General features: G+C 69.2%; 23 protein-coding genes and 1 pseudogene. 14 read left to right on the top strand and 10 right to left on the bottom strand.

Translation table 11 applies throughout. The features are described 5' to 3' along the window. Positions 1-138: 138 nt before the first annotated feature. Positions 139-2,142, bottom strand: coding sequence for an ATP-binding SpoIIE family protein phosphatase (locus PV342_RS09350; protein WP_500316536.1), 2,004 nt, complete (start codon positions 2,140-2,142; stop codon positions 139-141). Positions 2,143-2,428: 286 nt separating this feature from the next. After that, the gene (locus PV342_RS09345) at positions 2,429-3,391 is read right to left on the bottom strand and encodes a zinc-binding dehydrogenase (protein WP_500316535.1); all 963 of its coding nucleotides are present in this window, start codon (positions 3,389-3,391) and stop codon (positions 2,429-2,431) included. A 135-nt stretch (positions 3,392-3,526) separates the two neighbouring features. Here PV342_RS09345 and PV342_RS09340 point away from each other — a divergent pair, with 135 nt between their 5' ends. Continuing rightward, positions 3,527-4,216, top strand: a complete 690-nt coding sequence (locus tag PV342_RS09340) for a TetR/AcrR family transcriptional regulator (RefSeq protein ID WP_500316534.1) — start codon at positions 3,527-3,529, stop codon at positions 4,214-4,216. 772 nt (positions 4,217-4,988) lie between these two features. Further along, positions 4,989-5,714: a dienelactone hydrolase family protein gene (locus tag PV342_RS09335; protein WP_500316532.1), complete on the top strand. Its 726-nt coding sequence runs from the start codon at positions 4,989-4,991 to the stop codon at positions 5,712-5,714. 192 nt (positions 5,715-5,906) lie between these two features. On the opposite strand, the gene PV342_RS09330 is transcribed toward PV342_RS09335, so the two are convergent. Further along, a complete protein-coding gene (locus tag PV342_RS09330; RefSeq protein ID WP_400808789.1) occupies positions 5,907-6,932 on the bottom strand; it encodes a helix-turn-helix domain-containing protein in 1,026 nt (341 codons plus the stop codon). A 1,105-nt stretch (positions 6,933-8,037) separates the two neighbouring features. Here PV342_RS09330 and PV342_RS09325 point away from each other — a divergent pair. Together PV342_RS09325 and PV342_RS09320 are read left to right on the top strand one after the other, a co-directional pair. Beyond that, on the top strand, positions 8,038-8,610 hold the full coding sequence (locus tag PV342_RS09325; RefSeq protein WP_386997853.1) for a dihydrofolate reductase family protein: 573 nt from the start codon (positions 8,038-8,040) through the stop codon (positions 8,608-8,610). A gap of 712 nt (positions 8,611-9,322) precedes the next feature. Further along, the gene (locus tag PV342_RS09320) at positions 9,323-10,522 is read left to right on the top strand and encodes a PP2C family protein-serine/threonine phosphatase (RefSeq protein WP_500316531.1); all 1,200 of its coding nucleotides are present in this window, start codon (positions 9,323-9,325) and stop codon (positions 10,520-10,522) included. A 447-nt stretch (positions 10,523-10,969) separates the two neighbouring features. On the opposite strand, the gene PV342_RS09315 is transcribed toward PV342_RS09320, so the two are convergent. Continuing rightward, positions 10,970-11,152: a DUF6098 family protein gene (locus tag PV342_RS09315; RefSeq protein ID WP_500316710.1), complete on the bottom strand. Its 183-nt coding sequence runs from the start codon at positions 11,150-11,152 to the stop codon at positions 10,970-10,972. Between the two features lie 169 nt (positions 11,153-11,321). Between PV342_RS09315 and PV342_RS09310 the strand changes: the two genes are divergently transcribed. Together PV342_RS09310 and PV342_RS09305 are read left to right on the top strand one after the other, a co-directional pair. Next, a complete protein-coding gene (locus PV342_RS09310; protein WP_037732964.1) occupies positions 11,322-11,522 on the top strand; it encodes a hypothetical protein in 201 nt (66 codons plus the stop codon). Positions 11,523-12,403: 881 nt separating this feature from the next. After that, the gene (locus PV342_RS09305) at positions 12,404-12,679 is read left to right on the top strand and encodes a hypothetical protein (protein ID WP_500316529.1); all 276 of its coding nucleotides are present in this window, start codon (positions 12,404-12,406) and stop codon (positions 12,677-12,679) included. Between the two features lie 752 nt (positions 12,680-13,431). Here the strand turns inward: PV342_RS09305 and PV342_RS09300 are convergent. Next, positions 13,432-13,599, bottom strand: a complete 168-nt coding sequence (locus PV342_RS09300; RefSeq protein WP_018562898.1) for a hypothetical protein — start codon at positions 13,597-13,599, stop codon at positions 13,432-13,434. Positions 13,600-14,087: 488 nt separating this feature from the next. Next, a complete protein-coding gene (locus PV342_RS09295; RefSeq protein WP_400808799.1) occupies positions 14,088-14,372 on the bottom strand; it encodes a DUF1360 domain-containing protein in 285 nt (94 codons plus the stop codon). A gap of 253 nt (positions 14,373-14,625) precedes the next feature. On the opposite strand from PV342_RS09295, the gene ctaD reads away from it, so the two are divergent. Both ctaD and PV342_RS09285 read left to right on the top strand, forming a co-directional pair. Next, positions 14,626-16,353: an aa3-type cytochrome oxidase subunit I gene (gene ctaD, locus PV342_RS09290; RefSeq protein ID WP_500316527.1), complete on the top strand. Its 1,728-nt coding sequence runs from the start codon at positions 14,626-14,628 to the stop codon at positions 16,351-16,353. Next, positions 16,350-16,727 (top strand): hypothetical protein, encoded by a 378-nt coding sequence (locus PV342_RS09285; protein ID WP_400808802.1) that lies wholly within the window; start codon positions 16,350-16,352, stop codon positions 16,725-16,727. The genes ctaD and PV342_RS09285 overlap by 4 nt, the downstream gene beginning before the upstream one ends. A 140-nt stretch (positions 16,728-16,867) precedes the next feature. Here the strand turns inward: PV342_RS09285 and PV342_RS09280 are convergent, their stop codons facing one another. Beyond that, positions 16,868-17,548 carry an HSP18 transcriptional regulator gene (locus tag PV342_RS09280; RefSeq protein WP_500316525.1) on the bottom strand — a complete coding sequence of 227 codons (681 nt, stop codon included), beginning with the start codon at positions 17,546-17,548 and terminating at the stop codon, positions 16,868-16,870. A gap of 122 nt (positions 17,549-17,670) precedes the next feature. Here PV342_RS09280 and PV342_RS09275 point away from each other — a divergent pair, with 122 nt between their 5' ends. From PV342_RS09275 to PV342_RS09265, 3 genes are all read left to right on the top strand, one after another. After that, the gene (locus PV342_RS09275) at positions 17,671-18,105 is read left to right on the top strand and encodes an Hsp20/alpha crystallin family protein (protein WP_392607751.1); all 435 of its coding nucleotides are present in this window, start codon (positions 17,671-17,673) and stop codon (positions 18,103-18,105) included. Positions 18,106-18,208: 103 nt separating this feature from the next. Continuing rightward, positions 18,209-18,604, top strand: coding sequence for a DUF2267 domain-containing protein (locus tag PV342_RS09270; RefSeq protein WP_500316523.1), 396 nt, complete (start codon positions 18,209-18,211; stop codon positions 18,602-18,604). Positions 18,605-18,715: 111 nt separating this feature from the next. Then, positions 18,716-19,111: a DUF2267 domain-containing protein gene (locus tag PV342_RS09265; RefSeq protein ID WP_500316521.1), complete on the top strand. Its 396-nt coding sequence runs from the start codon at positions 18,716-18,718 to the stop codon at positions 19,109-19,111. A gap of 356 nt (positions 19,112-19,467) precedes the next feature. On the opposite strand, the gene PV342_RS09260 is transcribed toward PV342_RS09265, so the two are convergent. Then, positions 19,468-20,064 carry a hypothetical protein gene (locus PV342_RS09260; protein ID WP_386997199.1) on the bottom strand — a complete coding sequence of 199 codons (597 nt, stop codon included), beginning with the start codon at positions 20,062-20,064 and terminating at the stop codon, positions 19,468-19,470. Positions 20,065-20,849: 785 nt separating this feature from the next. Between PV342_RS09260 and PV342_RS09255 the strand changes: the two genes are divergently transcribed. Next, a complete protein-coding gene (locus tag PV342_RS09255) occupies positions 20,850-21,521 on the top strand; it encodes a DUF4142 domain-containing protein (protein ID WP_361014343.1) in 672 nt (223 codons plus the stop codon). A 59-nt stretch (positions 21,522-21,580) separates the two neighbouring features. Beyond that, positions 21,581-22,183, top strand: a complete 603-nt coding sequence (locus PV342_RS09250) for a class F sortase (RefSeq protein ID WP_500316519.1) — start codon at positions 21,581-21,583, stop codon at positions 22,181-22,183. A gap of 462 nt (positions 22,184-22,645) precedes the next feature. Here PV342_RS09250 and PV342_RS09245 read toward each other — a convergent pair whose 3' ends face one another. After that, positions 22,646-23,086 carry a CBS domain-containing protein gene (locus tag PV342_RS09245; RefSeq protein ID WP_386997196.1) on the bottom strand — a complete coding sequence of 147 codons (441 nt, stop codon included), beginning with the start codon at positions 23,084-23,086 and terminating at the stop codon, positions 22,646-22,648. Positions 23,087-24,210: 1,124 nt separating this feature from the next. On the opposite strand from PV342_RS09245, the pseudogene PV342_RS09240 reads away from it, so the two are divergent. Further along, positions 24,211-24,390, top strand: a pseudogene (locus PV342_RS09240) (hypothetical protein); the annotation flags it as partial. A 24-nt stretch (positions 24,391-24,414) separates the two neighbouring features. Here PV342_RS09240 and PV342_RS09235 read toward each other — a convergent pair. Beyond that, positions 24,415-24,870 (bottom strand): HD domain-containing protein, encoded by a 456-nt coding sequence (locus tag PV342_RS09235; protein ID WP_400808817.1) that lies wholly within the window; start codon positions 24,868-24,870, stop codon positions 24,415-24,417. Positions 24,871-25,096 lie beyond the last annotated feature (226 nt).

Genomic DNA, 25,096 nt, shown 5'->3' with positions numbered 1-25,096 from the left:
CGGGGGTGCCGGGCGGTGAGACCGGCTGCGGAGCCCGCGCCCTGACCTGGCGGGAGCGCCCGCCGGCCGGGGCTCCCGGCGGTGCGACCGCGGCGGCTGCACCGCCGTCCGCGGACCACCTCCCGCCCGCACCGGACGTCACCGGATCGCCTGCGGGTGCGCGTCCGGGAGGGCGAGCTCGGCCCAGATCGTCTTGCCGTCGGGCCGTTGCCTGGTGCCCCAGCGCTCGGCGAGCTGCGCCACGATGAACAGCCCGCGGCCGCCCTCGTCGAACACCCGGGCTCGCCGCAGGTGGGGAGCGGTGTTACTGGCGTCGGACACCTCGCAGATCAAGGTGTCCTCACGGATGAGCCGCAGTTGTACCGGACCCGAGCCGTAGCGGATGGCGTTGGTGACCAGCTCGCTGATGACCAGCTCCGTGGTGAACGCCAGCTCCCCGAGTTCCCAGCCTTCCAGCCGGGAGGCGGCGAGGTCACGGGCCCGGCCGACCTCCGCGAGGTCCTCCGTGAGGTCCCACGCGACGGCATGGGTGCCGTCGAGTTCCTGCGTGCGGGCGATGACGAGGGCCACGTCGTCCCGGGCCCCCTGGCCGACCACCGTGTGCAGGACGTGGTCGCACATGTCCTCCAGCGCGGGAATGGGATCGGACAGCGCCGTCCGCAGGTGCTTGAGTCCCTCGTCGAGGCTGCGTCCCGGGGATTCGATGAGGCCGTCGGTGTACAGGGCGAGCCGTGTGCCCTTGGGCAGTTCCAGCTCCGCCGCCTCGAAGGGGAGTCCTCCCACGCCCAGGGGAGGGCCGGCGGGGATGTCGAGGTACTCGACGTCCGATCCGGGTCGCATGACGGCGGGCGGCGGGTGGCCGGCCCGGGCGGCCGTGCAGAGGCGTGTGACCGGGTCGTAGATCATGTACAGGCAGGTCGCGACGATCTCGCCGACCGCCGGCCCGACGTCACGGCACACGTCCTGGGGGTCACCGAAGTCCCGGTGCCGGGTGACGACGTCGTCGAGGTGGGTGAGCAGTTCGTCCGGCGGCAGGTCGATGTCGGCGAGCGTACGTACGGCGGCGCGCAGCCGGCCCATGGTGGCCGAGGCGCGAACGCCGTGGCCGACCACGTCGCCCACGACCAGGGCGACCCGGGCCCCCGACAGGGGGATGACGTCGTACCAGTCGCCTCCCACCCCCGCGTACGGGCCCGCGGGGAGGTAGCGCGTGGCCGCGGCCACCGCCGGCTGCCGCGGTGCGCTCGGCGGCAGGAGGCTGCGCTGCAGCGTCAGGGAGGTGTTGTGCTCACGGGTGTAGTGGCGGGCGTTGTCCACGCACACCGCGGCCCGGTCGCCGATCTCCTGTGCCAGGAGCAGGTCGTCGGCGTCGAAGGGATCCCTGCCCGGGAAGCGTGTGAAGAGTGCCGCGCCCAGGGTCACTCCCCGGGCGCGAAGGGGGATCGCCAGCGCGGAGCGTACCCCGCTCGTGCCGGCGTCGCCTTCATCGGCGGGCGGGGAGGCGCCGGGGTCGGTGATCTCCAGCATTCCGGGTTCGCCCGTGAACAGCCCGGCGGTCGGTTCCGCGCCCGGCCGGTAGACGACGGGATCGCCGGGCTGCACCGCCTCCGAAGCCGCGGACGGTCCCGCCACCGCGGTACGGCGCAGGGTGAGGTCACCCGTGCCGGGCCGCAGGACGGGTTCGTCGCCTTGGAGGACGCTGTCGAAGAGGTCCACGTAGGCGTGGTCGGCGAAGCGGTGCACGGCGACCTCGGCCAGTTCCTCGGTGGTTCGGGTCGCGTCGAGAGTGCTTCCGACACGGCTGCTGGCCTCACTGAGCAGCGCGAGCCGCTCGCGAGCGATCACGAGCCGCCGGAAGCGCGTCTCGCCGGCGACACGGATCCTGCAGACGGCCGCGCTGATGCCCAGGGCCACCGCCAGTGCCGTGATGATAGTGATCTGGTTGGCGCGCCCCATGTCCTGAAGGAGGACTCCGTAGAGCGCGATGGCGGCGGCCAGGTTGAACAGGCCGACGATCACGGTCTGCCGCACCGGCAGCAGCGCACTGGCCACGACCGGAATCAGGACGGCGTACTCGGCTAGGCCCATGATGTGCACGTCGGCGGCCGCAAGTGCCAGTCTCAGGACCGAGATCAGCACCACGCTGAGAAGCAGGAGGACAAAGCTCCTGCTCGGTCGGACCGGATGCACGCAGTACACCTCCCCACCGGGAGCGGGACGTGGCGACAACCTCCGTCTGCGGTTCCCCGGGCGGCAGGCGACAACATCCCTTCGAGAGAAATTGTTGCATTGAGTAATGCTTTGTGCCAGGACGCTCCCTCATGGTGATCCGCCACGCGCACGACAGAAGCCGGGGCCCAGGCCGCGCTCGGACTCCCTCGCCTCGACGGTCGGGGGATCGTGACACTCCCGGAGTGACCACCTTCGGCTACGGCGTGAGCACGATCCTGCCGAAGACCTCACCCGCGGCCATCTTCCGGTGCGCCAGCACGGCTGCGTCCAGCGGCAGGACCTCATGCACCACCGTCTCGATCTCGCCGCGACCGGCCGCGGCGAACTGCTCGCCGCGCACGGCACGCAGGTCGGCCGGGGGGACGGTGGCGGTGCTGAAAGTGGCGAAGGACACCGACTTCCGGAACGACGCCATGATCTTCGTGCCGAAGTCCGCGGGCGGTTGGCCCCCGACGGCGCCCACGGCCACCATGCGGCCGTTCGGGCCGAGCCTGTCGAAGAACGACGGCATGTCCTTTCCGGCGACGACGTCGATGACGACGTCGTAGCCGGCCGGAGCGTCTTCCCCTCCGGCGCCGGAGCGGTCCAGCACGTGGGTCGCGCCGAGGCGGCGCAGCCGCTCGCCGCGCCGGGCCGACGATGTCGTGACCGCCACCGCGGCGGCGCCGCGCCGCGCCGCGAGCTGCACCGCCATGATCCCGATGCTGCCGCTCGCGCCGCGCACCAGGACCGTCTCCCCGGCAGTGAACCGGGCGTGACGAAGCCCGAAGTGCGCGACCGCCCCGGCACTGCCCAGCGTCACCGCGTCGACGGGGGACAGGCTGCCGGGCAGGGGAAGGATCTGCCCGAGCGGTACGAGGGCCTGCTCGACGTAGCCGCCTCCGGTGCCGGTGAAGGCCCACACCCGGCGGCCGATCCACGACGTGTCTACGCCGTCGCCCACCGCCGTCACGGTGCCGGCCACCTCGCTGCCCGGGACGAAGCCCTCCTTGAAGCCGTAGGCGGACAGGGCCCCGCTCCGGATCAGCGTGTCGACGCCACCGACGCCCACCGCCTCGGTGGCGACCAGCACCTGCCCGGCGGCAGGCGCGGGCACCGGCAGGTCGACAACAGCCAGGCCTTCAGGACCGCCGAACGTCTTGATCGCGATTGCCTTCAATGTCGTCTCCACATTCCCGGACCGCTCAGCACGATCCCTGCCGCGTGCTCGCCACCGACCGCCTGATGATCCCGGCGAGTTCCTAGGCTGTGGACGGTAACCGGACACCCCCGTCCACTTGGGTAAAGTGAGAGCATGGTCGATCGTCTGCCTCAGAAGCTGCGTTCCGACGCGAAGGACAACCGCGACCGCATCCTCGACACGGCCCGAGCGCTGTTCTCGGCCGACGGCCTGGAGGTGCCGATGCGGGAGATCGCGCGCCGAGCCGGGGTGGGACCGGCCACCTTGTACCGTCGCTTCCCCACCAAGCAGACGCTGGTCGCCGAGGCCTTCGCCGACCAGCTGCACGCATGCCGCGCCATCGTCGACGAGGGGTGCGCTGACCCCGATCCGTGGCGCGGCCTGTGCCTGGTGGTCGAGAAGATCTGTGAGCTGCACGCACGCGATCGGGGCTTCACCGAGGCCTTCCTGTCGGCCTTCCCGGGAGCGCCCGACGTCGCGGGACGTGAGTACACGCTGAAGGCGGTCGCCGGACTGGCCCGGAGAGCCAAGGACGCGGGGCGCCTGCGCTCCGACTTCGTCCTGGACGACCTCATCCTCGTTCTCATGGCCAACAAGGGCATCCACACTCGATCGACCGACACGCAGGTCATGGCCTCGCGACGATTCGCGGGACTGGCGATCCAGGCGCTCGAAGCCCGCCCGCACCAGGCACCGCTCCCGCCGGCGGCACGACTGGCGACCGGAGCACCGGCCGGCGCCCGACCGTGGTCGGGCGAATCCGTGCGCGACGGGCAGACCCTGGACGCCCCGGGAAAGGCATAGATCGTTCGGGCGAGCGACACGGCCCTGGCCGGCTCGGGGACAGGCTGCGGGCTTCTCACAGAGCGCTGTGGTGCTGGCGGGCGGCCCAGAGGCCGTTTCGTTATCCGGGGGACCTGCGACGGCCAGGTCGGCAGGGAAGCCCTCTCCACGCCGCCGACGCGACCGCCAAGAGCACCGCCCGGTTCCACCGGATCGAGATACACGGCGCGAACCACAACTACTGCACCACGCAATGGTCACCGGGCAGTCGACAGGTCGCCGCATGGGACGACGCCGGCCACGACGACGATCGCCCGGGCCAGTGCACCGAGCCAGGTGGGTCCGCCCACGAGGCCCAACTCACCGAGGCCCAACTCACCGAGGCCGGCCAACGCCAGGTCGGGGCCGCCTACATCGACGCCTTCTTCCGGCGGTGTCCCACCGGCGACAAGCGGTTCGACGCGATGCTGACCGGCAGGCGCCACCCGATGGCATACATCGCTCCTGTCGACGTGACGGCCGGACGGCCCTGACCCCGCGGGTGCGGTTGCTCCTCCCGGCAGGCCGGGGAGGAGCAACCGCACCCGCTCCAGCGCCGGGTCGCGCCACGGAGCCCGCAGAAACCCGTTGGCGGACGACGGCGACCGTTGCTAGCCTCCCCGAGGCCGTGCGAGTGAACGAGGAGGTGGTACCCGTGAACGCAGTTTCGACATGGGTGCTCCTCTCCGGGGTCACGGTCGGGCGGTAGGTCGTCCGGGAGCGCCGTTCAAGAGCACTCCCGAAAGGCTCGACCATGCACTTCACTTCCGCACAGCGTCTCGACGACGGTGTCCTCGAGCGCGAGTTCACCCTCGGCGAGACCCCCGGCACCCTGTGGACGCCCGAATCCGCCGCACCGCTCCCGCTGGTTCTGATGGCGCACAACAACGGCCTTCCCAAGGCGGATCCCCGTCTGGTGGCCCGGGCCCGCTACACCGCGGCGCGCGGTTACGCGGTGGCCACCATCGACGCCGCCGGCTGCGGCGACCGTCCCCGTTCGGCCGCCGACGAGCAGGCCCGTGCCGACCTCCGGCGGGCGATGCAGGCCGGTGAGCCGGTCGACGAGATCTTCGAGTCCTTCATCGGCCCGCTGGTCGAGAACGCGGTTCCGGAATGGCAGGCCACTTTGGACGCCCTCCTCGAACTGCCCGGGATCGGCGGCCCCGTCGGGTACTCCGGGGGGTGGGCCGCCCTCGGCATCCGGCTGGCGGTGGTCGAGCCGCGCATCGCGGCCGCGGGCCTCTTCGCCGGAGGGTACGTGCCTCGTGCCCAGCGCGAGGAAGCCCGGCAGGTCTCCATTCCGCTGCTGTTCCTGCTGCAGTGGGACGACCAAGGGAACCCCCGGCAACGGGCCCTGGACCTGTTCGACGCCTTCGGCAGCAAGGAGAAGACGCTGCACGCCAATCCGGGTGGGCACATCGGCACCCCGTGGTTCGAGCTCGAGGACGGGTGCCGTTTCCTGGACCGGCATCTGAAGTGAGGCCGGGCCGTCCGGCGCGCAGGGGACGGCAGGCGGTGCCGGCCGGGACGCCGTCGCCGGTGACAGGTCCCGGCGTTCCTTGACGGCGGTGGCCGGCAGGTGCACAGCCGCCCCGATCCCGGCGGTAGCCGCGATCGGGGCGGCGCTCGGTCTTCAGCGCCGGCATGGGCCGGGAGCTGAGGCGACCCCGGGTCACTTGTCAGGTCGCTGGGGAAGGGGGCCGGTGGCCGGCAGGGGTGCAGCCTGCGGGACGCCGGCCTGCCGCCATTGCGCGGGGGAGAGGCCGTAGACCGTACGGAAGGCGCGGCTGAAGTGGGCGTGGCTGGCGAAGCCCCAGCGGTGCGCGATGGCAGCCACCGTCTGCCCCGCGAGTTCGGGGCGGAGGAGATCCCTGCGGCAGGCCTCGAGCCGGAGGCGCTTGATCCAGCGGCCGACGGTCATGGGCTCGTCCTGGAAGAGCTGGTACAGGTAGCGGACGGAGATGTGGTGGGCCGCCGCGACTGTCGCCGGGGCGAGGGTGGGCTCGTCCAGGTGGGCGCGGATGTACGCACGGAGGCGCTGCAGGAGGGCCTGCTCCACCGCGGCCTGTTCCCCGGCGCTTCCCTCCAGGGCGATCAGAGCCGTCAGCACATCGACGATCCCTTGCCTGAGGAATTCCGTGGAGGCCGGTGCGAAGTTGCAGTGGTCCGGTGCGCGGATGCAGCGGTCCGTGATCGTGACGAGTCCGTTGACGTACGAGGCGAGGATTCCGCTGATTCCGTGGCCGGGGGAGTAGGTCCGGCCGGTGGCCAGACGCAACGCCGAGTCGGGGAGTTCCACCAGCTGGCGGGGGACTGTGGCGACGTGTTGTCGTACGGGGCAGGTGAAGTCCAGGACGTAGGGCCTGCGGGTGTCGAGGATGACGAGTTGGCCGGCCGCGACCGGGGTTTCCCGGCCGTCTTGGGTGGCGATGCCGTACCCGGTCCTTTGGAGGCTGACGACCAGCGAGTCGTCGCCGTCCGCGGCGATGAGCGGCGCGGTTCGCACCATCCGTTGCGGGCTGGCCTCGAGGGACCCGACCTGGACGCCCGCGACGCATGCCTGGCGTATGGTGCCGTGGATTTTGGTTTCCGCCTGTGTGTGGACCTCCAGCCGGATGAAGGCCTTGCCTACGGCGTCCGTCCAGTACTCGGCCCGCTCGGCGGGCGGTTTTCTGTCGGTGCAGAATGCTTGGATCACGATGTCCTCGCGAAGGGCCAGGAGGCATTGGGCCCCCTGGAGGCTGCGCGGGGTGCGACACCGGGGACCCCTTACGCTGCCACCGTAAGGTCCTGCCGCGGTCCCGGGCGGCCTGGCGGGCGAGTGTGCAGGACATCCGTAGATGTGTGGCGCGGAGGCTGCGGAATTCCCGCTGTGCAGCTATGTGCGACTGAGCATGCTGTTGCACATTCCGCGGACGTCACCATTCTGGCCGGTACTTGCCAAGCATCGATTGTCCTTCCTGGCAACGCGCCGCGCCCCCTGCGCCGTCGCGGGCACACTCGACGTCGCCGAGTGGTCCTGCATCCTGATGTCCCGCACCATCTGCGCGTCCGCATCGGCTTCGGCAAGCCCGCGGCCAGGCGCACGAGGCCGCGCTCGCAGTGGCAGGCCGGCTCGACCCGGTCGCGGGTAATCGGCCGCCGCGTCCCGGAAGCCACCTACCGGGAGCTGCCGGCGCCGTACGGTACTGGGCTCGCACCCCGTGTGAGGCTCTACGGATTCGCACAAGCGCTGTTGGGGACGGCCTGCCGTTGCTGGTGGGAGGCGGCCCGACCTGGGCGGTGGCCGCGACCCTGCACCGGTACGGGATGTGCACGGTCGGTCGGGTGGCGCGTGTGCCATTGCAAACCCCTGCAGCGGGACCTCGAAGCCGCGCGATGGCGCGGCTGGTCCGTGAGCGTGCCAGCGGAATCGACCCGCGGCCGGTGACCGCGACCGCTCTGCCGCAAGCGTCGGCATCCAGAAGGCCTGGGCGGGGACACTCTCGACCCGGTCTCGTCGGCAGGGAGATTCTTCACGCGGTGGTGAAAGGGGCCCGCCGGCCACGCGAGCCTGCCCATCGACCCAGCCGGGCTCGGCGTCATCGAGGGCCGCCTGATCCGGCTGCTCGCTGCGCCCACTCGCCTGGACGTGTCCTCCACAGCAACCGCGTGGCGGCGCACACCGACAACTCGAATCTCCTTGACAAATTTTTTTGTCGGATGGATCCTGGGTACACGCGCCAGCCGCGAACTGCCGCCTGCGGGTGGTCGCGTGGGCACCAAGCGATCGAAGAACCGACACGAGAGACCGAGGAGCCGTGATGCGCACCCTGATCAGCACCGCTTTCATTTCCCTCGACGGCGTCATGGAGGCCCCGGGTGGCGAATCCGGCTACCGGAACTCCGGATGGACCTTCAAGGACATCGAGTTCGTCCCGGAGGCATACGAGATCAAGGGGCGCGAGCAGAGCGAGGCGGCAGCGATCCTGATGGGCCGGGTCAGCTACGAGGCGTTCAGCCCGGTGTGGCCGGACATGGTGGAGTTCGCCGCCTACAAGGCGATGCCGAAGTACGTCGTCTCGACCGTTCTTGCCGAGGGCGACCTGGTCACGAACTGGGGCGAGACCACGATCCTGCGCTCGCTGAACGAGGTCGCTGCTCTGAAGCGGACCGAGGGCGGCCCGATCATCGTCCACGGCAGCGCGTCCCTGAACCAGAGCCTCTCGGACGCCGGCCTGATCGACCGCTACCACCTGCTGGTCTTCCCGCTGCTGCTCGGTGCGGGCAAGCGCCTGTTCAGTGGGGCGGACAAGGACACGCAGAAGCTGAAGCTCGTCGAGCACGCGGTCTACGAGAACGGCCTGCAGAAGAACGTCTTCGACGTCGTCCGCTGACGCACGCGGCGCGGGCTCGGGCAGACCGAGGCCGGCGAAGCCGGGCACACAAGGCTTCCCTGGCGCGGAATTCCGAATTCGGGCGAGAGACCGCCCCCAGCATGGGGGGATGTCTTCCTCTCTTCCTGGGCGGCGCCCCGTCCGGGAAGAGAGACGGGGCCGCCGCCCCAGGGCCCGCCTCATCCGTCGAGTGACCGAAACCACGACGGCCCGCGCCGCTTTGCCGCGGACGCGGGCCGTTCCCTTGCCCATGGCCCCCGACCTCAGGCAGCGGTCAGGGCACCAAGCAGGCCAGAGCTCCATGGGGGGCTACACGAAGAGGTGGACGCCCCCCGCTCGCCTGCAGCGGCGCGGAAAAGGTCGCGTGGAAGCGCACTTGCAGCATGAGCTGAGGCTTGGCCGAGGAGATCATGGAACGCTGAGTCGGGCCATCGGCTCGCAGCGGTCGGCGGGCGCGTTCGGCTTCGTCCGAAATCTCAGCGCACGCGTCGGCCTCGGTGCGGCCTGCAGCGTGCCGCTTCCAAGGAGGTGCAGTTCGCGCGGCCCGGTCGCAAGCTGCCGCATGGATTGCCGCTTCGTCAGCGCGGCGAGACAGTAGAACCCTGGGGTGAGCCCACATCGCCCGCGGCCGCAATGGGCATCTTGATCCTGGGCACGAAACGGTGGCGCTTGACGGGTCTCCGGCGGTGCCGACAGCTTGAGGGAGGCCCTCGTGGAGCCTGATCCGATGCAGCTGGCGGAGGTGCTCAACGCGGCAGAGGACGCCGCGCCGGTGGAGTCGGTCGACGTGGTCGCACGCCACCTTCGTGACCGGTTCGACGCACGGTATGTGGCCTTCCTCTTCGTGGACGTCATCCGGCAGCGGTTGGTGCGGGTAACCGAGCACGCCGCGTGGCAAGGCAGCCGCCAGGTCGAACACGTTCCACTGGCAGGCAGTCCTTATGACGAGGCACTGCGTACCCAGCGGCTGGTGTATGAACCCGATGGCGCCCAGTGGTACCGGGTGCTCGCGCCGGTGACCAACCGCGGCGACTCCATCGGGGTGCTGGAGCTGACCGTGCCGCGCCCCACGGAGGAGATGCTGCGCCAGGTTCAGGAGACGGCGCACGCCCTCGCGTACATCATCGTCACCGACCGCCGCTTCACAGACCTCTACCAATGGGGGCAGCGCACCACGCAAGTGAGCCTGGCCGCCGAAATCCAGCGTCAACTACTGCCCACCGCCTCATGTTGCGAGGCAGCCCAGTTCATCCTTGCCGCAGCACTGGTGCCCGCGAACTTTATCGCCGGGGACACCTACGACTACTCCCTCGACCGCGAGACCCTCCACCTGTCCATCACCGACGCCATGGGCCACAATGTGGAATCCGCGCTGCTGGCCACCCTCCTGGTCAACGCCTCCCGCGGGGCCCGACGTGCCGGCTGCGATCTCGCGGAACAAGCCCGACGCACGCACCAGGCACTCCTCGACCACGCCCCGGGGACCCTCGCCACCGGCCAACTGATCCGCGTAGCCCTGGACGGAACCAGCTTTCAACTGATCAATGCCGGGCATCCCTGGCCGCTCCTCCTGCGCGACGGCGCGGCGGATGAAGCACGACTGAATGTCGACCTGCCCTTCGGCGTCCCCTCACCTATGCCGTTCAGAGTGCAGAACCTGGACCTGCAGGCCGGCGACCGACTCCTGCTCTACACCGACGGCATGCAAGAACGCGCAGCGCAGGCCGTGGACCTGCCGGCCATCCTCCGCGAAACCACCAAAGAGCACCCTCGTGAAGTCGTACGCACCTGCACCTCTGCAGTAACCGATGCCTGCGGACCACAGTTGGAGGACGACGCCTGCGTGATGTGCCTGGACTGGCACGGTCCTCAAACCTCCGGCCGCTCCACAAGGGCCGGAGCAGACATCTGACTACAGGCAAGGCAAGGTGAAGACCTCACTCGGTCATGAGCGTGGCGCGAGCAGGATCACGTCGTGGTGTGGATGCTGTCGGAGCTGAAGGCGCGGGCCCGAGGGAGGAACACTTCACAGTCAAAATGGCCGGGCGCTGACAGCGGGCGTCGGCTCGTGGGGACCGGACGGTCGCGCGTCTTCGTTACCGGCGTCCTCCTCCGGCACTACGTGCACGGCGGCCTCTTCTGCCCCGGTGGTACCGCCGTTTGATTTCGAAGCCGGTCGCCTGACCGGTCGGGAAGGGCCGCGGTGCCGTGCGTTCGTGGGCCGCCGTAGCGTTGCCGGAGCCTGCTGGCGTCAGCCCTCGACGGTGAAGGGCGGCCCGGCCCGTAGGGATGATCGCCTTCTGTCCGTGGTGGCAGTTGCCGATGAAGTGCACGTGGAGCGAGGTGTCGGAAGGCAATGTCATGATCCCTCGTGTACGGCAGGCGGTGTCGCTCGGCGCAAGGTGCCCCAGCCGTCGTGTTTGCGCGTCACGTCTGTCCCGGCCTCCGCGATGACGACGGCGCTCAGCCAGGCGAGTGGATGCACCTCCGCCACCAGCGGCTCGCTGTCGGGACCGCGGCCGACGAGCCCGCCCGGCCGCAGCTTCGCCCCGCACGACCAGGCGGACCGAGCGGCCCCGCTCGTCCAGAGCCGAGAGGATGCGGGCGGGGCCGCGCCCGTGGCGCCTCGTCCTGGGGGGCTGTCCCGTTCCGCTTGGGACGGGGCCGCACCTCCACACTGCGCTCAACCGCCCCAGGGGCATCCTGACGGGATGGAGCACCGCATAGTCGTGATGCCACCGGGGGACACCGGCGGCCGCGTCGTGCGCGTCGACAACGCGATCCTGGGCACCGCGTACCGCATGGCAGACCTGTTGGAGTTCCTACGCCGCACTGGCCTCGACCCCGACGACGTCAGCGTCCTCGATCCCGACTTCTTCGACTGGCGCGGTGGCGGCCCCGATGTGTGGTGATCGCCTATGGGGCATCTCGATGCCGTGATCAATCTGCTTGTGCCGGAAGTCGGAAGAAGTCATGGCCGGAGCGCGCGCATCGGGCACTGCGGAGTGGTTCCAACGACTCAAAGGCTTCGGCGTCACCGAGCAGGACGGTGGGTCGGATGTGCGGTGAGCACCGCAGCCCTTGAGACCGAGGGCGCCAGGAGTCTGACCGAAGGCCAGAAGGCGACGATGGAGGTCAGAACCGCGCGAAGGGCGCTCAGACCGAGAACGGCGTCGCTGAGTTCTCGGCGATCGCCAGCGGCTCGGATTGCTGGCTTCCCGTGCAGCCGTCAGTCGCACGCCTGCACCGGCTCGGCCGGTTCCTCGGCCTCGGCGCCGGCCCTCCACGCGAGCGGCTGAGGGCACAAGTTTCGCCTTTCGGGTTTCAGTCTCGTCGACAAGGCAAGGCGAAGGAGCGGAGCCACCGTCCTCCGTCGCGGGGGTGGCGGTGGCTCCCCGAGGGGGCTTCCCCTCGGCGGTTGGTGCCCTTGTAGATCGGGGCCTCTCTCCACGCTGGGCCCCGATCGACGAGGAGGTCACGATGGACGAGACAAGCCGCATGCACCGTCCTGGGGAGAAAGTCCCCGTCAGCGGAATATACGAGTGCACCTGCGGCCAGGGCCACCGCTTCACCAGCACGGATGTGCTGGGCCACACCTTCCCGCCGGTCCCGAGAGGTTGCTCAGGAATCGGCTGGAACCTCTTGACCCCCGCCCGTGCGGAGCGGAGCCCGTAGGACGAAGTTGCCCGCCTGGCTGTGCGGGGCCATGCAAGCGGTCAGGCGGGCCTCAGACGCGGTCCCGCCGAACACTGACCCGCCTGCCGCGGCGGGACCGCCACCTTTGGGATCGATCATGATCATCAACAGCATCACCGCCCGCCGGGTTGCCGCGGCCGCCCTCGCGGCACCCATCCTCGCGCTGATCGGAGTCGGCGCGGCCGCCGCCGCGCCACAGCAGACCGTCAAGACCACGCAGCAGTCCGTCGTCGCCCACGGCGGTTGCTGGGGCTACGGTTGCGGCTACGGCGGCTACGGCGGCTACGGATTCGGGTACGGACCCGGTTACGGCTATGGATACGGACCCGGCTATGGCTACGGCGGCAACGGCGTCATAGTGATTTTGGGGTAACCGCAAGCGAACTGACAGTGACGCCCCACCCGGGCACCGATGTAAACGTGCCCCTGAGCCCTCCCGTCGACTGCGGGAGGGCCCTGATCGAAGGGCAGTGTGAGCCCACCGCTGGTACTGCCCGAGCAAGAGGCCGACTGCCATGCCGGACGCTGTCGATTCCGGATCAGTTCGGACAGCTGGTGAGGGCAGCACATCTGGGACCTGTCCGGATATCCGGAAAGCGCCGGCGATGACTCGATCGGCTTCTCCGGTTCCGGACCGAGGGTCTGGGGGCAAGGGCGTCCTCAGCCCCTGTGGGGATTCCGCGTTCTCGGGTGCGAGGCCGGTGCGGCGCGGGCGGCCGTTGCCGAAGTGGGCCTTGGCGCGGAGGGCGGGTAAGGATGTGGCAGGGCTGCTGACCCGGTCTCATCGTCAACGACGCACGTTGACCTGCCCGTTCCTGACGGTCATCGGGTGGACTCGCCGGGTCGCCAATTCCCTGTCCTATCGCGGCGGATTCCTCCCGTCGGCCCGCCTCGGGGCCAGTGGGGAGGAGGCCCCGATCCACAAGGGCGCCGATCACCGAGGGGCGAAACTCATCGGGGAGCCACCGTACGGGCTGGTTGCGGCGTTCCGCCAGGTCGCTTACCGCTCGTGAGCCGCCGAAACCTTGAGGCTGGGATCCTCATGTCGCGTCCACTTCCGGGGCGCAACGGTGCGCATTCGGTAGCGAACCAGGCACTGTGCTGTCGCGGGCGGTGGGCGGTCCCTCAGCGGAGCAGACTTTGACGCCTGTGGCGCCCTCTCGCGACGATGTAGACGAAGTCGAGCACGAGGACGACGATGCCGATGATCAAAAGGTAGAACAGACCATGGGCAACCGCGCCGATCAGACCAAGGATGATCGCCGCGATGATCAGCAACAGGAAAAGCACCATTTCCGAGCACCTCCTCGACGCAGCTCCGCGACGGGCGTGCCATCGCCACCCCGCGACGTGAGCAATGGCTCCAGTAGGGCGTCTTGCCTCGGCCAGCCGTGGGAAACCACTACACCGGAGTAACTCACCGCGCGCCGAACCGCCCCGCATTCGCGCTGACGGTCCGCGCGCGATGGGACCGCCTACGTAGCCTTTGGCCTGGTCACCGGTCACTCTGCCTGTCCTCTACTCCGCGACCGAGAAGCACGGGAGCGGGTTCCTTCAGGTCCACGCGAGCGGCGGGACGCGCATCCGGCACCGGCGGGTGTGGGAGCGCGAGTACGTCGAGGTGCCGCAGTCGGAGATCGCGCGAGGATCGGAGCGCGGCCGGACTTCGCCATGGGGTCGCCCTGTCGGTGGCAGATCTTTGAGCAGCGGAAAGGTACGCCAGCTGTTCCGGCCCAGAGGTGACCTGGTTAGCCCTGCGCGGCGAGGGCGCCCCCTGGGCGTCATTCCTCGGCGGCGTGTTGAGCCCTTTCGCGAGCGAAGCGCAGCAGATCGGACAGGGGCAGAGCCGTAAAGGTGCCAGCCGCAAGACGGGTGACGCTGGGGGCGAAGACGAGGCCGGCCGCGAGGCCGGTGGAGATACACAGTCCCCTGCAGAACGGACAGGTAAGCGGTTCGCCTTTTGCGGGCGCCGCTACCGCGCACCGTTCAACGTCGGCCTGGGCAGGCACCACCCTGTCGGCGCACGCGAGTGAGGCGGCCGCCCGCTGGGTGCAGGCAGGGATCATGAGGCCGAGGCAGGTCCGCTCGCAATGAAAGCCGTTCGCCCATCCGGCTCGCTACCGCTCACTAAGACGGGTCGTCTCTGGGCAGCACATGAACGCCACCACCTGGCGACTTTTCTTGGTACGGCCACGATCGGCCCAATCGGCGCAGGTGACAGGCATCCGCACTGTCGGGGAACGTTGCATCGCTGAACCACCTGGCGGCTATGGCACAGGTGCGCCCGGCGACAACCACGGCGAAAGGGCGAACTCCGATATGGCAGTGCAGGTGGAGCCGACGCAGGGAGCGGAACGAGAGCGGCTCAAGCCCGGGGCGGTGATCGTCGACTGGCTGACGACGACGGACCACAAGAAGATCGGCTCCCTCTACCTGGGCACCGCCTTCCTGTTTTTCCTGTTCGCTGGGGTGCTGGCGCTGCTGATGCGGGCGGAGCTGGCCCGGCCCGGCATCCAGATCCTGTCGAACGAGCAGTACAACCAGACATTCACCCTGCACGGCACGATGATGCTGCTGATGTTCGCCACCCCGCTGTTCGCCGGGTTCGCCAACGCCATCATGCCGCTCCAGATCGGCTCGCCCGACGTGGCCTTTCCCCGGCTGAACATGCTGTCGTACTGGCTGTTCCTGTTCGGATCGCTGATCGTCGTCGCCGGACTCTTCACCACCGAGGGCACCGCGGACTTCGGCTGGACCGCCTACACCCCGCTGTCCGGCGGCGAACGCACCCCCTACGTCGGGGGCAACATGTGGGTGATCGGTCTGGCGATGTCCGGATTCGGCACCATCCTGGGTGCGGTCAACTTCATCACCACGATCATCTGCATGCGCTGCCCGGGGATGACCATGTTCCGGATGCCGATCTTCACCTGGAACATCCTGCTGACGTCCGTGCTGGTGCTGTTCGCGTTCCCGGTGCTGGCCGCGGCCCTGCTCACGTTGTTCGTGGACCGCAAGTTCGGGGCGCACATCTACGATCCGGAGAACGGGGGACCGCTGCTGTGGCAGCACCTGTTCTGGTTCTTCGGGCACCCCGAGGTGTACGTCATCGCGCTGCCGTTCTTCGGCATCGTCACCGAGGTCATCCCGGTCTTCGCGCGCAAGCCCGTCTTCGGCTACCTCAGCCTGGTCGGCGCGACGATCTCCATCGCCGGCCTGTCCGCCACGGTCTGGGCGCACCACATGTTCTCCACCGGAGCCGTGCTGCTGCCGTTCTTCGCGTTCATGACCTACCTGATCGCCGTGCCGACCGGGGTGAAGTTCTTCAACTGGATCGGCACCATGTGGAAGGGCAACCTGAGCTTCGAGACACCCATGCTGTGGTCGATCGGCTTCCTCATCACGTTCCTGTTCGGCGGTCTGACCGGGGTCATCCTCGCCTCCCCACCGCTGGATTTCCACGTCACCGACTCCTATTTCGTGGTCGCCCACTTCCACTACGTCGTCTTCGGCACCGTGGTGTTCGCCATGTTCGCCGGGTTCCACTTCTGGTGGCCCAAGTTCACCGGCAAGATGCTCGACGAACGCCTCGGCAAGATCCACTTCTGGACGCTTTTCATCGGCTTCCACGGCACCTTCCTGGTCCAGCACTGGCTCGGCGCCGAGGGCATGCCCCGCCGCTATGCCGACTACCTGGCCGCCGACGGCTTCACCACCCTGAACACCATTTCCTCCGTCGGCGCCTTCCTGCTGGGCCTGTCCACCCTGCCGTTCATGTACAACGTGTGGAAATCCTCCCGTTACGGGGTGCCGGTCGAGGTCGACGACCCCTGGGGCTACGGCCGGTCCCTGGAGTGGGCCACCTCCTGCCCGCCGCCGCGGCACAACTTCCTCACCCTGCCCAAGATCCGCTCCGAATCCCCCGCCTTCGACCTGCACCACCCCGAGATCGCCGCGATGGACCAGGAACTCAATGCCGGCCGCCGCGACGTCATCGAACCGGGCAAGGGCGTCGCGAAGCCGCTCGGCGAGGGGGACCAGACGTGAAACGACGAACTCCCCACGCTGTGGCCGGCGCTCCGACGGCCGCCGAGGGCATCGCCCAATGCGAGGATTTCCTTTCCTGGCACGCGGAGATCAGCGACGCCCAGAGTGCGGCCAGGGGATACGCCGACCGCATGCCCTGGCTGACCACCTCGCAGCGGCACGAAGTCGTACGGCTCTACGTCGCCGACCGGGTCGACCTGGTCCGCGTCATGCGGACACGCACCGCCGAGCGCAACAGAGCACTGAACGTCGAGTACATCAGACGCTACGAGGCCATGCGTGACCGACTGCTGTGCACCGTCGTAGCCGTCGCTTTGGTGACCGCGACCATCTGTATTCCTGTGCCTCTCCTGGTGCTCTTGACCGGAGATTGACCCGCCTACGATCCTCTGGCTCGGCTCGAGGCTCACACCCAACCCTTGCCGGCCAAGGCCAGACGCGAGACCTGACCCGGCAGCCCTGGTGCCGCCGGCCGTGGCACGGCTTGGTCAGCCTGCCATGAACTTCCCGCCGGTCAGTCGCCGCCGCGTCGCTGGTCGTCGCTTTCCTGACGCAGCTGCGCCGCGTGCCGGGTGAGAGCGTCGACGCGCGCGGCGACCTCCGGATGCCCCGGCTGCAGGTGAGCGCGGGTGGCCGCAAGGGGAGTCATCAGGCGCGCCGCGTCGTCGTGAGCGAGGGCCTCATCGACGGCTGCTACGGCGGAGCGGGCGCCGGGAGGGAGGTCGGTCAGCCCCGTGACGTGAGCGGCCAGGCGGCGCAGGTCTGCGGCGTTGTCACGCGCCCAGGCAGTGACGGTGCGGTCGGCGGCGCGGCGGTCGCGGGTCGCTCTCACGCGATCCTCACCCGTGGAGCCCGCTGCTCCCGGCTGCAGTCGCAGGTAGCGGCGTTCGGCGGCCTGACGACTGGCGACCCCGAGCGGACCGGCCAGGTCCGCCCAGCTGGCGCCGGCGGCTCGGGCGGTTTCGATCAGGCCCCTCTCCCAGCCGGCGAGCTGCTCGCGCACCTCCCGCAGAAGCAGCAGCGAGGCGATTGCCTCTTCCGCGTCGCCATCGGAAGGAGGTGCGGGCATTGCGTCTGCGGCACGGGCCTCGCGCACGGCCCGGTCAATGGCACCGAGAGCAGTCGCTGCGGCGAGGAGGGGTACCGGTCCGCAGCCGTCGGCGTCCCTGGGCGCGGGGGGCTCGGTCACGTCCATGGTCGCTCCTTTCGTCATCCGTTTGACGACTCAAGATTTGTCATCGCTTGGATGACATGGTACAAGGGAATCAGGTGAAGCGCATTGGCAGTCACTGCCCGAACCCTTGGAGGTGTTTCACGATGTTGATGCGCACCGACCCGTTCCGTGAGCTGGACCGTCTGACCCAGCAGCTGCTGGGCACGTCCGGCACCTGGTCGAGGCCCCAGGCGATGCCGATGGACGCCTACCGCGAGGGCGAGCACTACGTGATCGCACTCGACCTCCCCGGTGTGATCCCGGACGCGATCGACATCGACGTCGAGCGCAACATGCTGACGGTCAAGGCCGAGCGCCGCCCGGTGGCCAAGGCCGACGACGTGCAGATGGAGCTGTCCGAACGGCCCCTCGGTGTCTTCTCCCGGCAGCTGATGCTCGCTGACACCCTGGACACCGAGCACATCGAGGCGGACTACGACGCAGGCGTCCTGACCCTGCGCATCCCGATCGCCGAGCGGGCCAAGCCCCGCAAGATCGCGATCACGTCCACCGGCGACCGCAGGCAGATCAGCGGCTGATCTCCGGGCCGGGAGACCCACCCGGGATGCCCTGTGGCGGAGGACGGATGGCCGATGCCCTCCCTCCGCGGTTCCGTCCTCCGCATCACTCAAGGGGGAGATCATGGCATTGCGACGTGAAGCGTTCCTGGCGCGGGTCCAGGAACGCGGCGAATACCCGACGCGGCAGGAGGCGGACCGAACGGCCCGCGTGGTGCTCGGACTGCTCGGCGCGCATGTAGTCGGCGCAGAACGTTCCGAGCTCGCTGCCCTTCTGCCGGAGACCTACGCACTCATCCTGCTCAACCCGCTTCAGGCCGTCGAACCGCTGGACGCGGAGCGGTTCGTGCGGGCGACCGCCGCCTGGATCGACGGCGCGACCGAACAGACCGCGAGGTGGGATGTCGGCGCGGTCCTCAGCGTGGCCGCCGACGAGGCCGGACCGGAGCTGTTGCGACGGCTCCTGCTGCAATTGCCGCCCGGCTACGACCTGTTGTTCGGCTACCTCGAGCCGGCCTGACCTTCGCGATCTAAGGGGCTGGGCATGCTCTCCCGCCCCCCGGCACCACAGAGAGAGAAAGGCACTCCGATGTCTCCGCAGGGCACAGTGGACGACTCCCACTCAACGGCGATGGCGTTCGATGCGATGGTCGAGCATGTCCGCTACGAAGGTGCCTACGAAACACGGGACCAGGCCGAGCAGGCCATTCGTGAGGTACTGGGCGGCTTGGGACGGCAGTTGGTCGGCGACGAACGTGTCGCACTCGCTGCCCGGCTTCCCGTGGAGGCCGCGCTCGAGTTCACCGCCCAAGTCCCCCGGCCGGAACCGCTCACGGGTTTCGACTTCGTCAGCGACCTGGCCGGCCGCACCGGCGGAACGCCGGCCACCGCACGATGGGACGCCGGGACCGTCTTCGCGGTACTCGCGCGCCTGGCCGGGGAGGACCTGGTCAGCAGGGCCCTCGCACAGCTGCCGAGGGGGTACGCCTTGCTCTTCGGCCGCGCCGAACTTGCGTCGGCAGGATAGCGATTGCCGGGCCTGGGTATCTGGTTGCCTCTTCGGCGACCATGCTGCACAGATGTCGAATGAGACGTGTTGTGCGGCAGACGTCGCGTCGGTGGCCCCCACCGCCTTGTGCCCTCTGAGGGCCACGGTCGGTTACCGGCGATTGTGCACCCTGGGTCGGAGGTGGCACACGCGCGCGTCCCGGTTGCCGGTCGCGTCGCATCCGCGGACGTGGTTTGCATCGCCGCATGTCAGCCCCGCGCTCGGCGGACGACCCAGCCGAGCGCCCTGCGCCGCGTGGCGGCGGAGCCGATGCAGACCACAGACCAAGGACGCTCTGTGCTTGTCTGGTCTTGTCCCCCGGGTCCCGCCTGAGGTCAGCGCATGAAGTGCCAGTCGGGAGTGGTGGGCAGGTGGGGAGCGAGCGACAGGGCACGCTGCCACATTCCCTGGACCTGCTGGGCGGGGCGCTGCTGTTCGTTGTGCACGGCATTGAGGACAAGCAGTCCTCCCGTCAGGGCCGGAACCGCCCACTGCATCAGAGCGAGATGTCGCTGCGCTTTGTCGACTTCGATGGGGTGCTTGGCCGCCTTCTCCGCATCTTCGGGACGGTCTGAGGAGGCGAGTTCCAGTTTTTTGCCCAGGACGCGGGTGTAGACCGTGGCCGCCAGTGCAGCACCGGTCAGGACGGTCTTGGCGAGGGTCGAGGCGGCCACCCCCTGCTGGGCCACGACGCGGGCGGCGTTGACCGCGAGCAGGCCACTGCTGCCGACGAGGTGGGCGCCGATCGCCGTGGCATTAACCGGGCTCCAATTGGACCAGCCTGAAGCGGCGATCCGGGTGGTCGATTCCCACGTACTGCCCTCGGCCCGCGCGGCGCCGTTCAGCCCGACCGCGCCCATCAGGGAACCGCCGAACCAAGCGGCAAGGCCCAGGTCATGCAGGCTGCGAAGCACTGTGTTGCGTTCGGACATCGCTCGACTCCTCGGTGAAGGCACAAGGCTCGGAAGGCCGGCCGGTGTCTCCCACCGTCCCCGCAGGAGATCTCCCCGGCCATTCCAGGTGGTACGAACGGGCCACGCAAACGAGCGATGCATGCGGCTGGCTTGCTCACGGGACGCGGACCGTGGGGTCGAGAACGGCGGCGGAGTTCCCGACGAGCGGTCCCACGGTGATGCGGTCCTATGTTCGTTCGACGGCTAAGGGCGCCGGCGTGGTCCGCTGTCTGTCTACCGCGCGACGTCATGCGCGGGCGGGTGGCCGTGGTGACGCTGAACGTTGTCGGCGGTCCACACCGCGGTCGTCATGGTGCCCCGGAACGACGATCCGACCCCTCCCTGCGCCGTCTCGGATTCCACGACGACGTCTTCACACCTTCACCCTGGCGCTTTCGCGACCCACCATGCGTCGATCGTCCGAGCCGCCCCATGACCGGCTCGGACGGCCGGCGGCGCCCACGGACTGAGGCGGCCTTCACAGTGCGGAGAGCGTGATCCATCAGTGCCGGGCACGTCGAGCCCGGCGCGCCCATCGTCCGGTCATGTGCACGCTCGCCGGCATCGGGCAGAGCACCCGCTCCCGTGCGACGGCGCCGCGGACCTGGTCAGGGCCAACGAGGTGAACTTGCAGCCGCCCCCGCGCGGCCCGGGGTGTCGTATGCGATCAATGGTTAGGCGAATGCTGTAAGGCCTTCGCTTTCCACGTTCCCCCAGTCCGTCCGTACTGGGGGCGAAGGGAGTACGCAGTGATACGTCTACGCATGATGCCCGCAGCCGCTCTCGCGGTGGCGATGGCCGCGGTGGCAGCTCCCCAAGCGGTGGCCGCGCCGGTCAGCGACCAGGACACCGCTTTCGTGAGGGCTGCCCACCAGGGCAACCTCGCCGAGATCGCAGCAGGGCAAGACGCGCAGACGCATGCAGCGTCGGCTTGCGTGAAAGAGGTCGGCGACGTCCTCGTCCGTGACCACACCAAGCTCGACGCGGACCTGAAGGCCCTCGCCGGAAAGCTGGGTATCTCCCTGCCTGCCGGCCCCAGCGCCGCGCAGAACCAGGAACTGGCCTCGGTCCGGGAAAAGGCGGGCTCGTCGGCGTATGACGCCGCGTGGCTGAAGATGGGGGAGGCCGGTCACGTCAAGACGCTCGCACTGATCGACCAGGAGGTGAAGAGCGGAGCCAACGCCGAGGTCGTGGCCGCGGCCCAAGCGGCGCGACCGGTCGTGGCAATGCACCTGAAGATGGTCGAGGGCGGCACCTGCCACGCCGGCATGGAGGCCGGCACCATCCACGCGGGCAACGGCGGGCAGATTGCCGCGGCCAGCGACCGCTCGTACGGCACTGCCGGGCTTGTGACTCTCGCAGGTGGTGCGCTTCTGGCCGGTCTCAGCACCGGGTGGCTCCTGCGGATCCGGCGACGGAGCGCCGCCGCCCGTTGACACCACCCTCTGCGCTCCGCGCTGCGACTGCCCTGGCCGCTTTTGGCGCTGGTGCGGGTGTGATCGCCGCGGTGACGGGATGGGCCCTGCTCACGGGGCCCGCTCCCATCGGGGACGTCGGCAGCCTGAGGCAATCGCCTAGGGCTGCCGCGTCCGACGGCCTCGCCCCCTCGCCTCCCATCGAGATCCGCGGACCCGAGGGCTTCCGCGCGCCCTTGGTTCCGGTGGCGGCCGCGCCGGATGGCGCCCTGAAACTGCCCAAGAGCGGGCGCGTGGGCGGCTGGTGGGCGCTGGGCGCAGCGACGGGATCCGCCGAGGGCACGACACTGATCGCCGGCCATGTCGACACCCGGCGCGAAGGAATCGGAGCCTTCGCCGCACTTCTCACCCTGCAACCGGGAGCCGGAATCGAAGTGACGGCTGCCAATGGGCACGTCTATCGCTACGTCGTCATGGCCCGCCGCACCTACGGACAGGGCAGCCTGCCTGCCGCGCTCTTCACTCGCGACGGCCCGCACCGCCTGGCCCTGGTCACCTGTACTGGGGCCTACGACCGCGCCAAGGGTGGATACGACAGCTCCCTCGTTGTGTACGCCGCCCCTGCGATGGCGCTCCAGCAGCCAGGGCGGCGGCCTGAGCGCCACCACCCGCAGCGGTCTTGATCCCCTCCCCGACTCGTGGATGCGGGGAGACGAGCCGTCGCCCTCTCCCAAGGTGCGACTCGAACCGAGCCGGGGCACTCCGGGGAAAGTCGAATGGTCGTCCAATCGCCTCCGATGAGCGGTGGCCGGAGTGCCCAAGCAGCCGTGGAGTAAGGCCCCCTTCAGTGAAGCGGGCGTACCGGCCGAGAAAAGAGACAAGCCCCCGTCGCTTTGCCGCGGCGGGGGCCTCTGTCATGCCCGAGGGATCACGAGGGGAGGGCGAGCCCTCGAGCACTCCATTTCAGGCTGCTCCCCACCGCTCTGCAGCACAAGCCTGACGGCTCCCCGAGTGATGGACGCCCCGCCCTGGGGTGCGCGACGGGTGCGGACTGACGGGCGGGGCCGCACCTTCGACGTGCGCCCTGTCCTGCGGGGGCGGGCACTGCGCCGTCGAAGGCCAGTGCGGAGCCGGCGGCCGTCCGATCAGCTGTTGACGTACACCCGGGTCACGAATTCCGCGATCTGGGCGTCCGTCAGGTTGCGGGCGAGGTCGGCTTCGCTGATCATGCCGACCAGTTGGTGACCCTGCTCTGTGTCGATCACTGGCAGGCGCTTGATCTGATGCTGTTCCATCAACTGCAATGCCTCGTCGGCGCCGGCGTTCGAGTCGATCCATTGCAGGTCACCGGCAAGTGTTCCCGCTTGTACCGTTGCGGGGTCGATGCCCTCTGCATCGCACTGGACGACGATGTCGCGATCGGTGATCAGGCCGGTGAGCCTGTTGTTGTCCCCGCAAATGGGCAGGCATCCGACGTTCAGGTCACGCATCATCTTCGCCGCTTCCTGAAGAGACTGGTGCGCGCCGACGCACTGGACTCCGCCGGACATGATGTCCCTGGCCGTAAGGTGGTCGTTTCCTGTCATGATTCCCTCCTTAGCCTGCGCCGGCGGCCCGTGCGCCGGGCTTAAGGTGCCTGCGGCTGGCTGTTGGGGCCGGTGCGACAGCGGGATGCTTGTGAGGCGACACTGCCGAGAGTTCCGCGATCGCTTCCGCGTCGAGCGCGGAGCGAGCCCGCTGCAGCCCGTGGTTGTGGAAACGACGCGCTACAGGGCATCCCTCTCTCCCAGCATCCGCTTCGATCCTAGGGCGTGCATCTGCAGGGGGATCCCCATGGACGTCAGACTGTCAGCGTAATGGGATGCCCGCCCTCTGCCCCCAGTCCTCGGCGATGGGCACCTGCCGGCCTACCCGGAGGTGACACTACCGCCGCCAACGCGCGGGTGTAACGATCTACGGCTGTAGTACTGACGGGTGTTCCGTATGCGGAGCAGCTGCGGTGGCACAAGCAGCGTCGCCCGATGCACGGGGCCATCGAGGAGGCCGCCGATCACGCGGGGACCGAGGGGGAGCCTTTCGTTCTGGGCCGCCATCGCCGGTACATCCGCGACCGGCTTCCCAACCCCGTCGCTGCGGGGGCCCACCCCGGGCCGTGGCCGTCGGTCGCATCTCTCGCTACGCCGGTTTCGCTGCTCCTGCCCCGGTGCCCAAGACCTTGATCGGTAGTCCCGACGCGGACCAGCCCCCGTTCGGGCCTGCCCTCTCCGATGCGCATGCCGAACGCGTGGTCCCCGCACCTCATGGCGGGCCTGCGACCGACATTGCCGCCGATGCCGATGCGCGGCTTCCTCACCGACGACGACACCTGACCCGATAGACGCACGCCTGACGCACCCTCACAGATCGATGAAGCTCAACCGTGCTGCAGCCCACCGACGAACAGATCCCGGCTGCCGACGCTTTGGCCACCGGGGATCACATAGTGATCCACGCCGGTGCCGGCACCGTCAAGACCACGACTCTCAGCCGAACCCGTGCTCATCCTGAAGCGGCAGCGGATCAAGGAAGGCCCTCATGGTCCGATGTCGTCCGGGACGACGCGAATGCTCCCGCGGCCCGGGTGGGCGGAAGCCGTCGCGGCCACTGCCCGAGAGCTGGCCGCAGCCACCCGCACGGGAAGGCCGAGCACGCCGAGAGCGCGGGTCCTGATCGAGGAGCTCGTGGGGGTGCGGTCCCAGTACCGCTGCTTGGCCGGCACCGCTGGGTGGTCGAGAGGACCGTTTCGTGGCTGGCCGGCCGCAGACGCTTGCACCGCCGCTACGAGCTCAAGGTCGACCACTTCCTGGCCACGGTCAACCGCCGTGTCCGCGAGCCGGCGCCGCACAGGTGACGAGCGGGCCGACCCATGCGGGGGCTAAACAGATCCCGCGCTCAGGCCGAGCAGCCGGCTCAGCGTCGCGTACTTCTTACTGAGCCGACGCCGGGTTGGTTCGTCGAGCAGGGCGAGCCGGTTCGGGTCAGCGTTGTGCGCGAGGTCGGCTTCCTTGATGAGGCGAGCGCCCGGCACGGCGAGGATCCGCTGCGTGTATGCCTCGTCGCTTTCCCCAGGTCGCTTGGTCATGGCGTCGACCAAGTCCTTCACGTGTTGGGGAAGCTCCGCGGAGTCGAGCCATTCCCGTGAGAGCTTCTCATCCTCGATCGTGTCGTGCAGCCACGCGGCGGCAATCTGCTCGTCGGAGCCGCCCTGCTCCCTGACTCCGTCGGCCACGGCCTGCACGTGCTCCACGTAGGGCCGCCCCGATTTGTCCATCTGATGGGCGTGGGCTTCGCGCGCGATCCCCTCGATCTGCTCGAGCGTAAGGTCCGGCATGTGTACAACCCTACGAGCGCCCGGCCAGGGACGCCCGGGGGAGACCCTCGGCCCGGGCAGGCCTCGCAAGAAACCCGACAGCCCCAATGGACACGTACTGCACCGTCCTGTCCGCGAGTACCTGCGACGCCGAAGCGACCGACCGGCTCAAGCAGCACCGAACTGTGCCCACCAGGAATGACGAGCGCGGATCCCTCTTCCCCGGCACAGCCACCGCAGCAGCACT

It is taken from the genome of Streptomyces sp. PA03-3a (assembly GCF_033792735.1).
Lineage (GTDB): Bacteria > Actinomycetota > Actinomycetes > Streptomycetales > Streptomycetaceae > Actinacidiphila.
The sequence above is the reverse complement of the archived record's forward strand: the minus strand, read 5'-3'. Positions and strand labels throughout refer to the sequence as shown.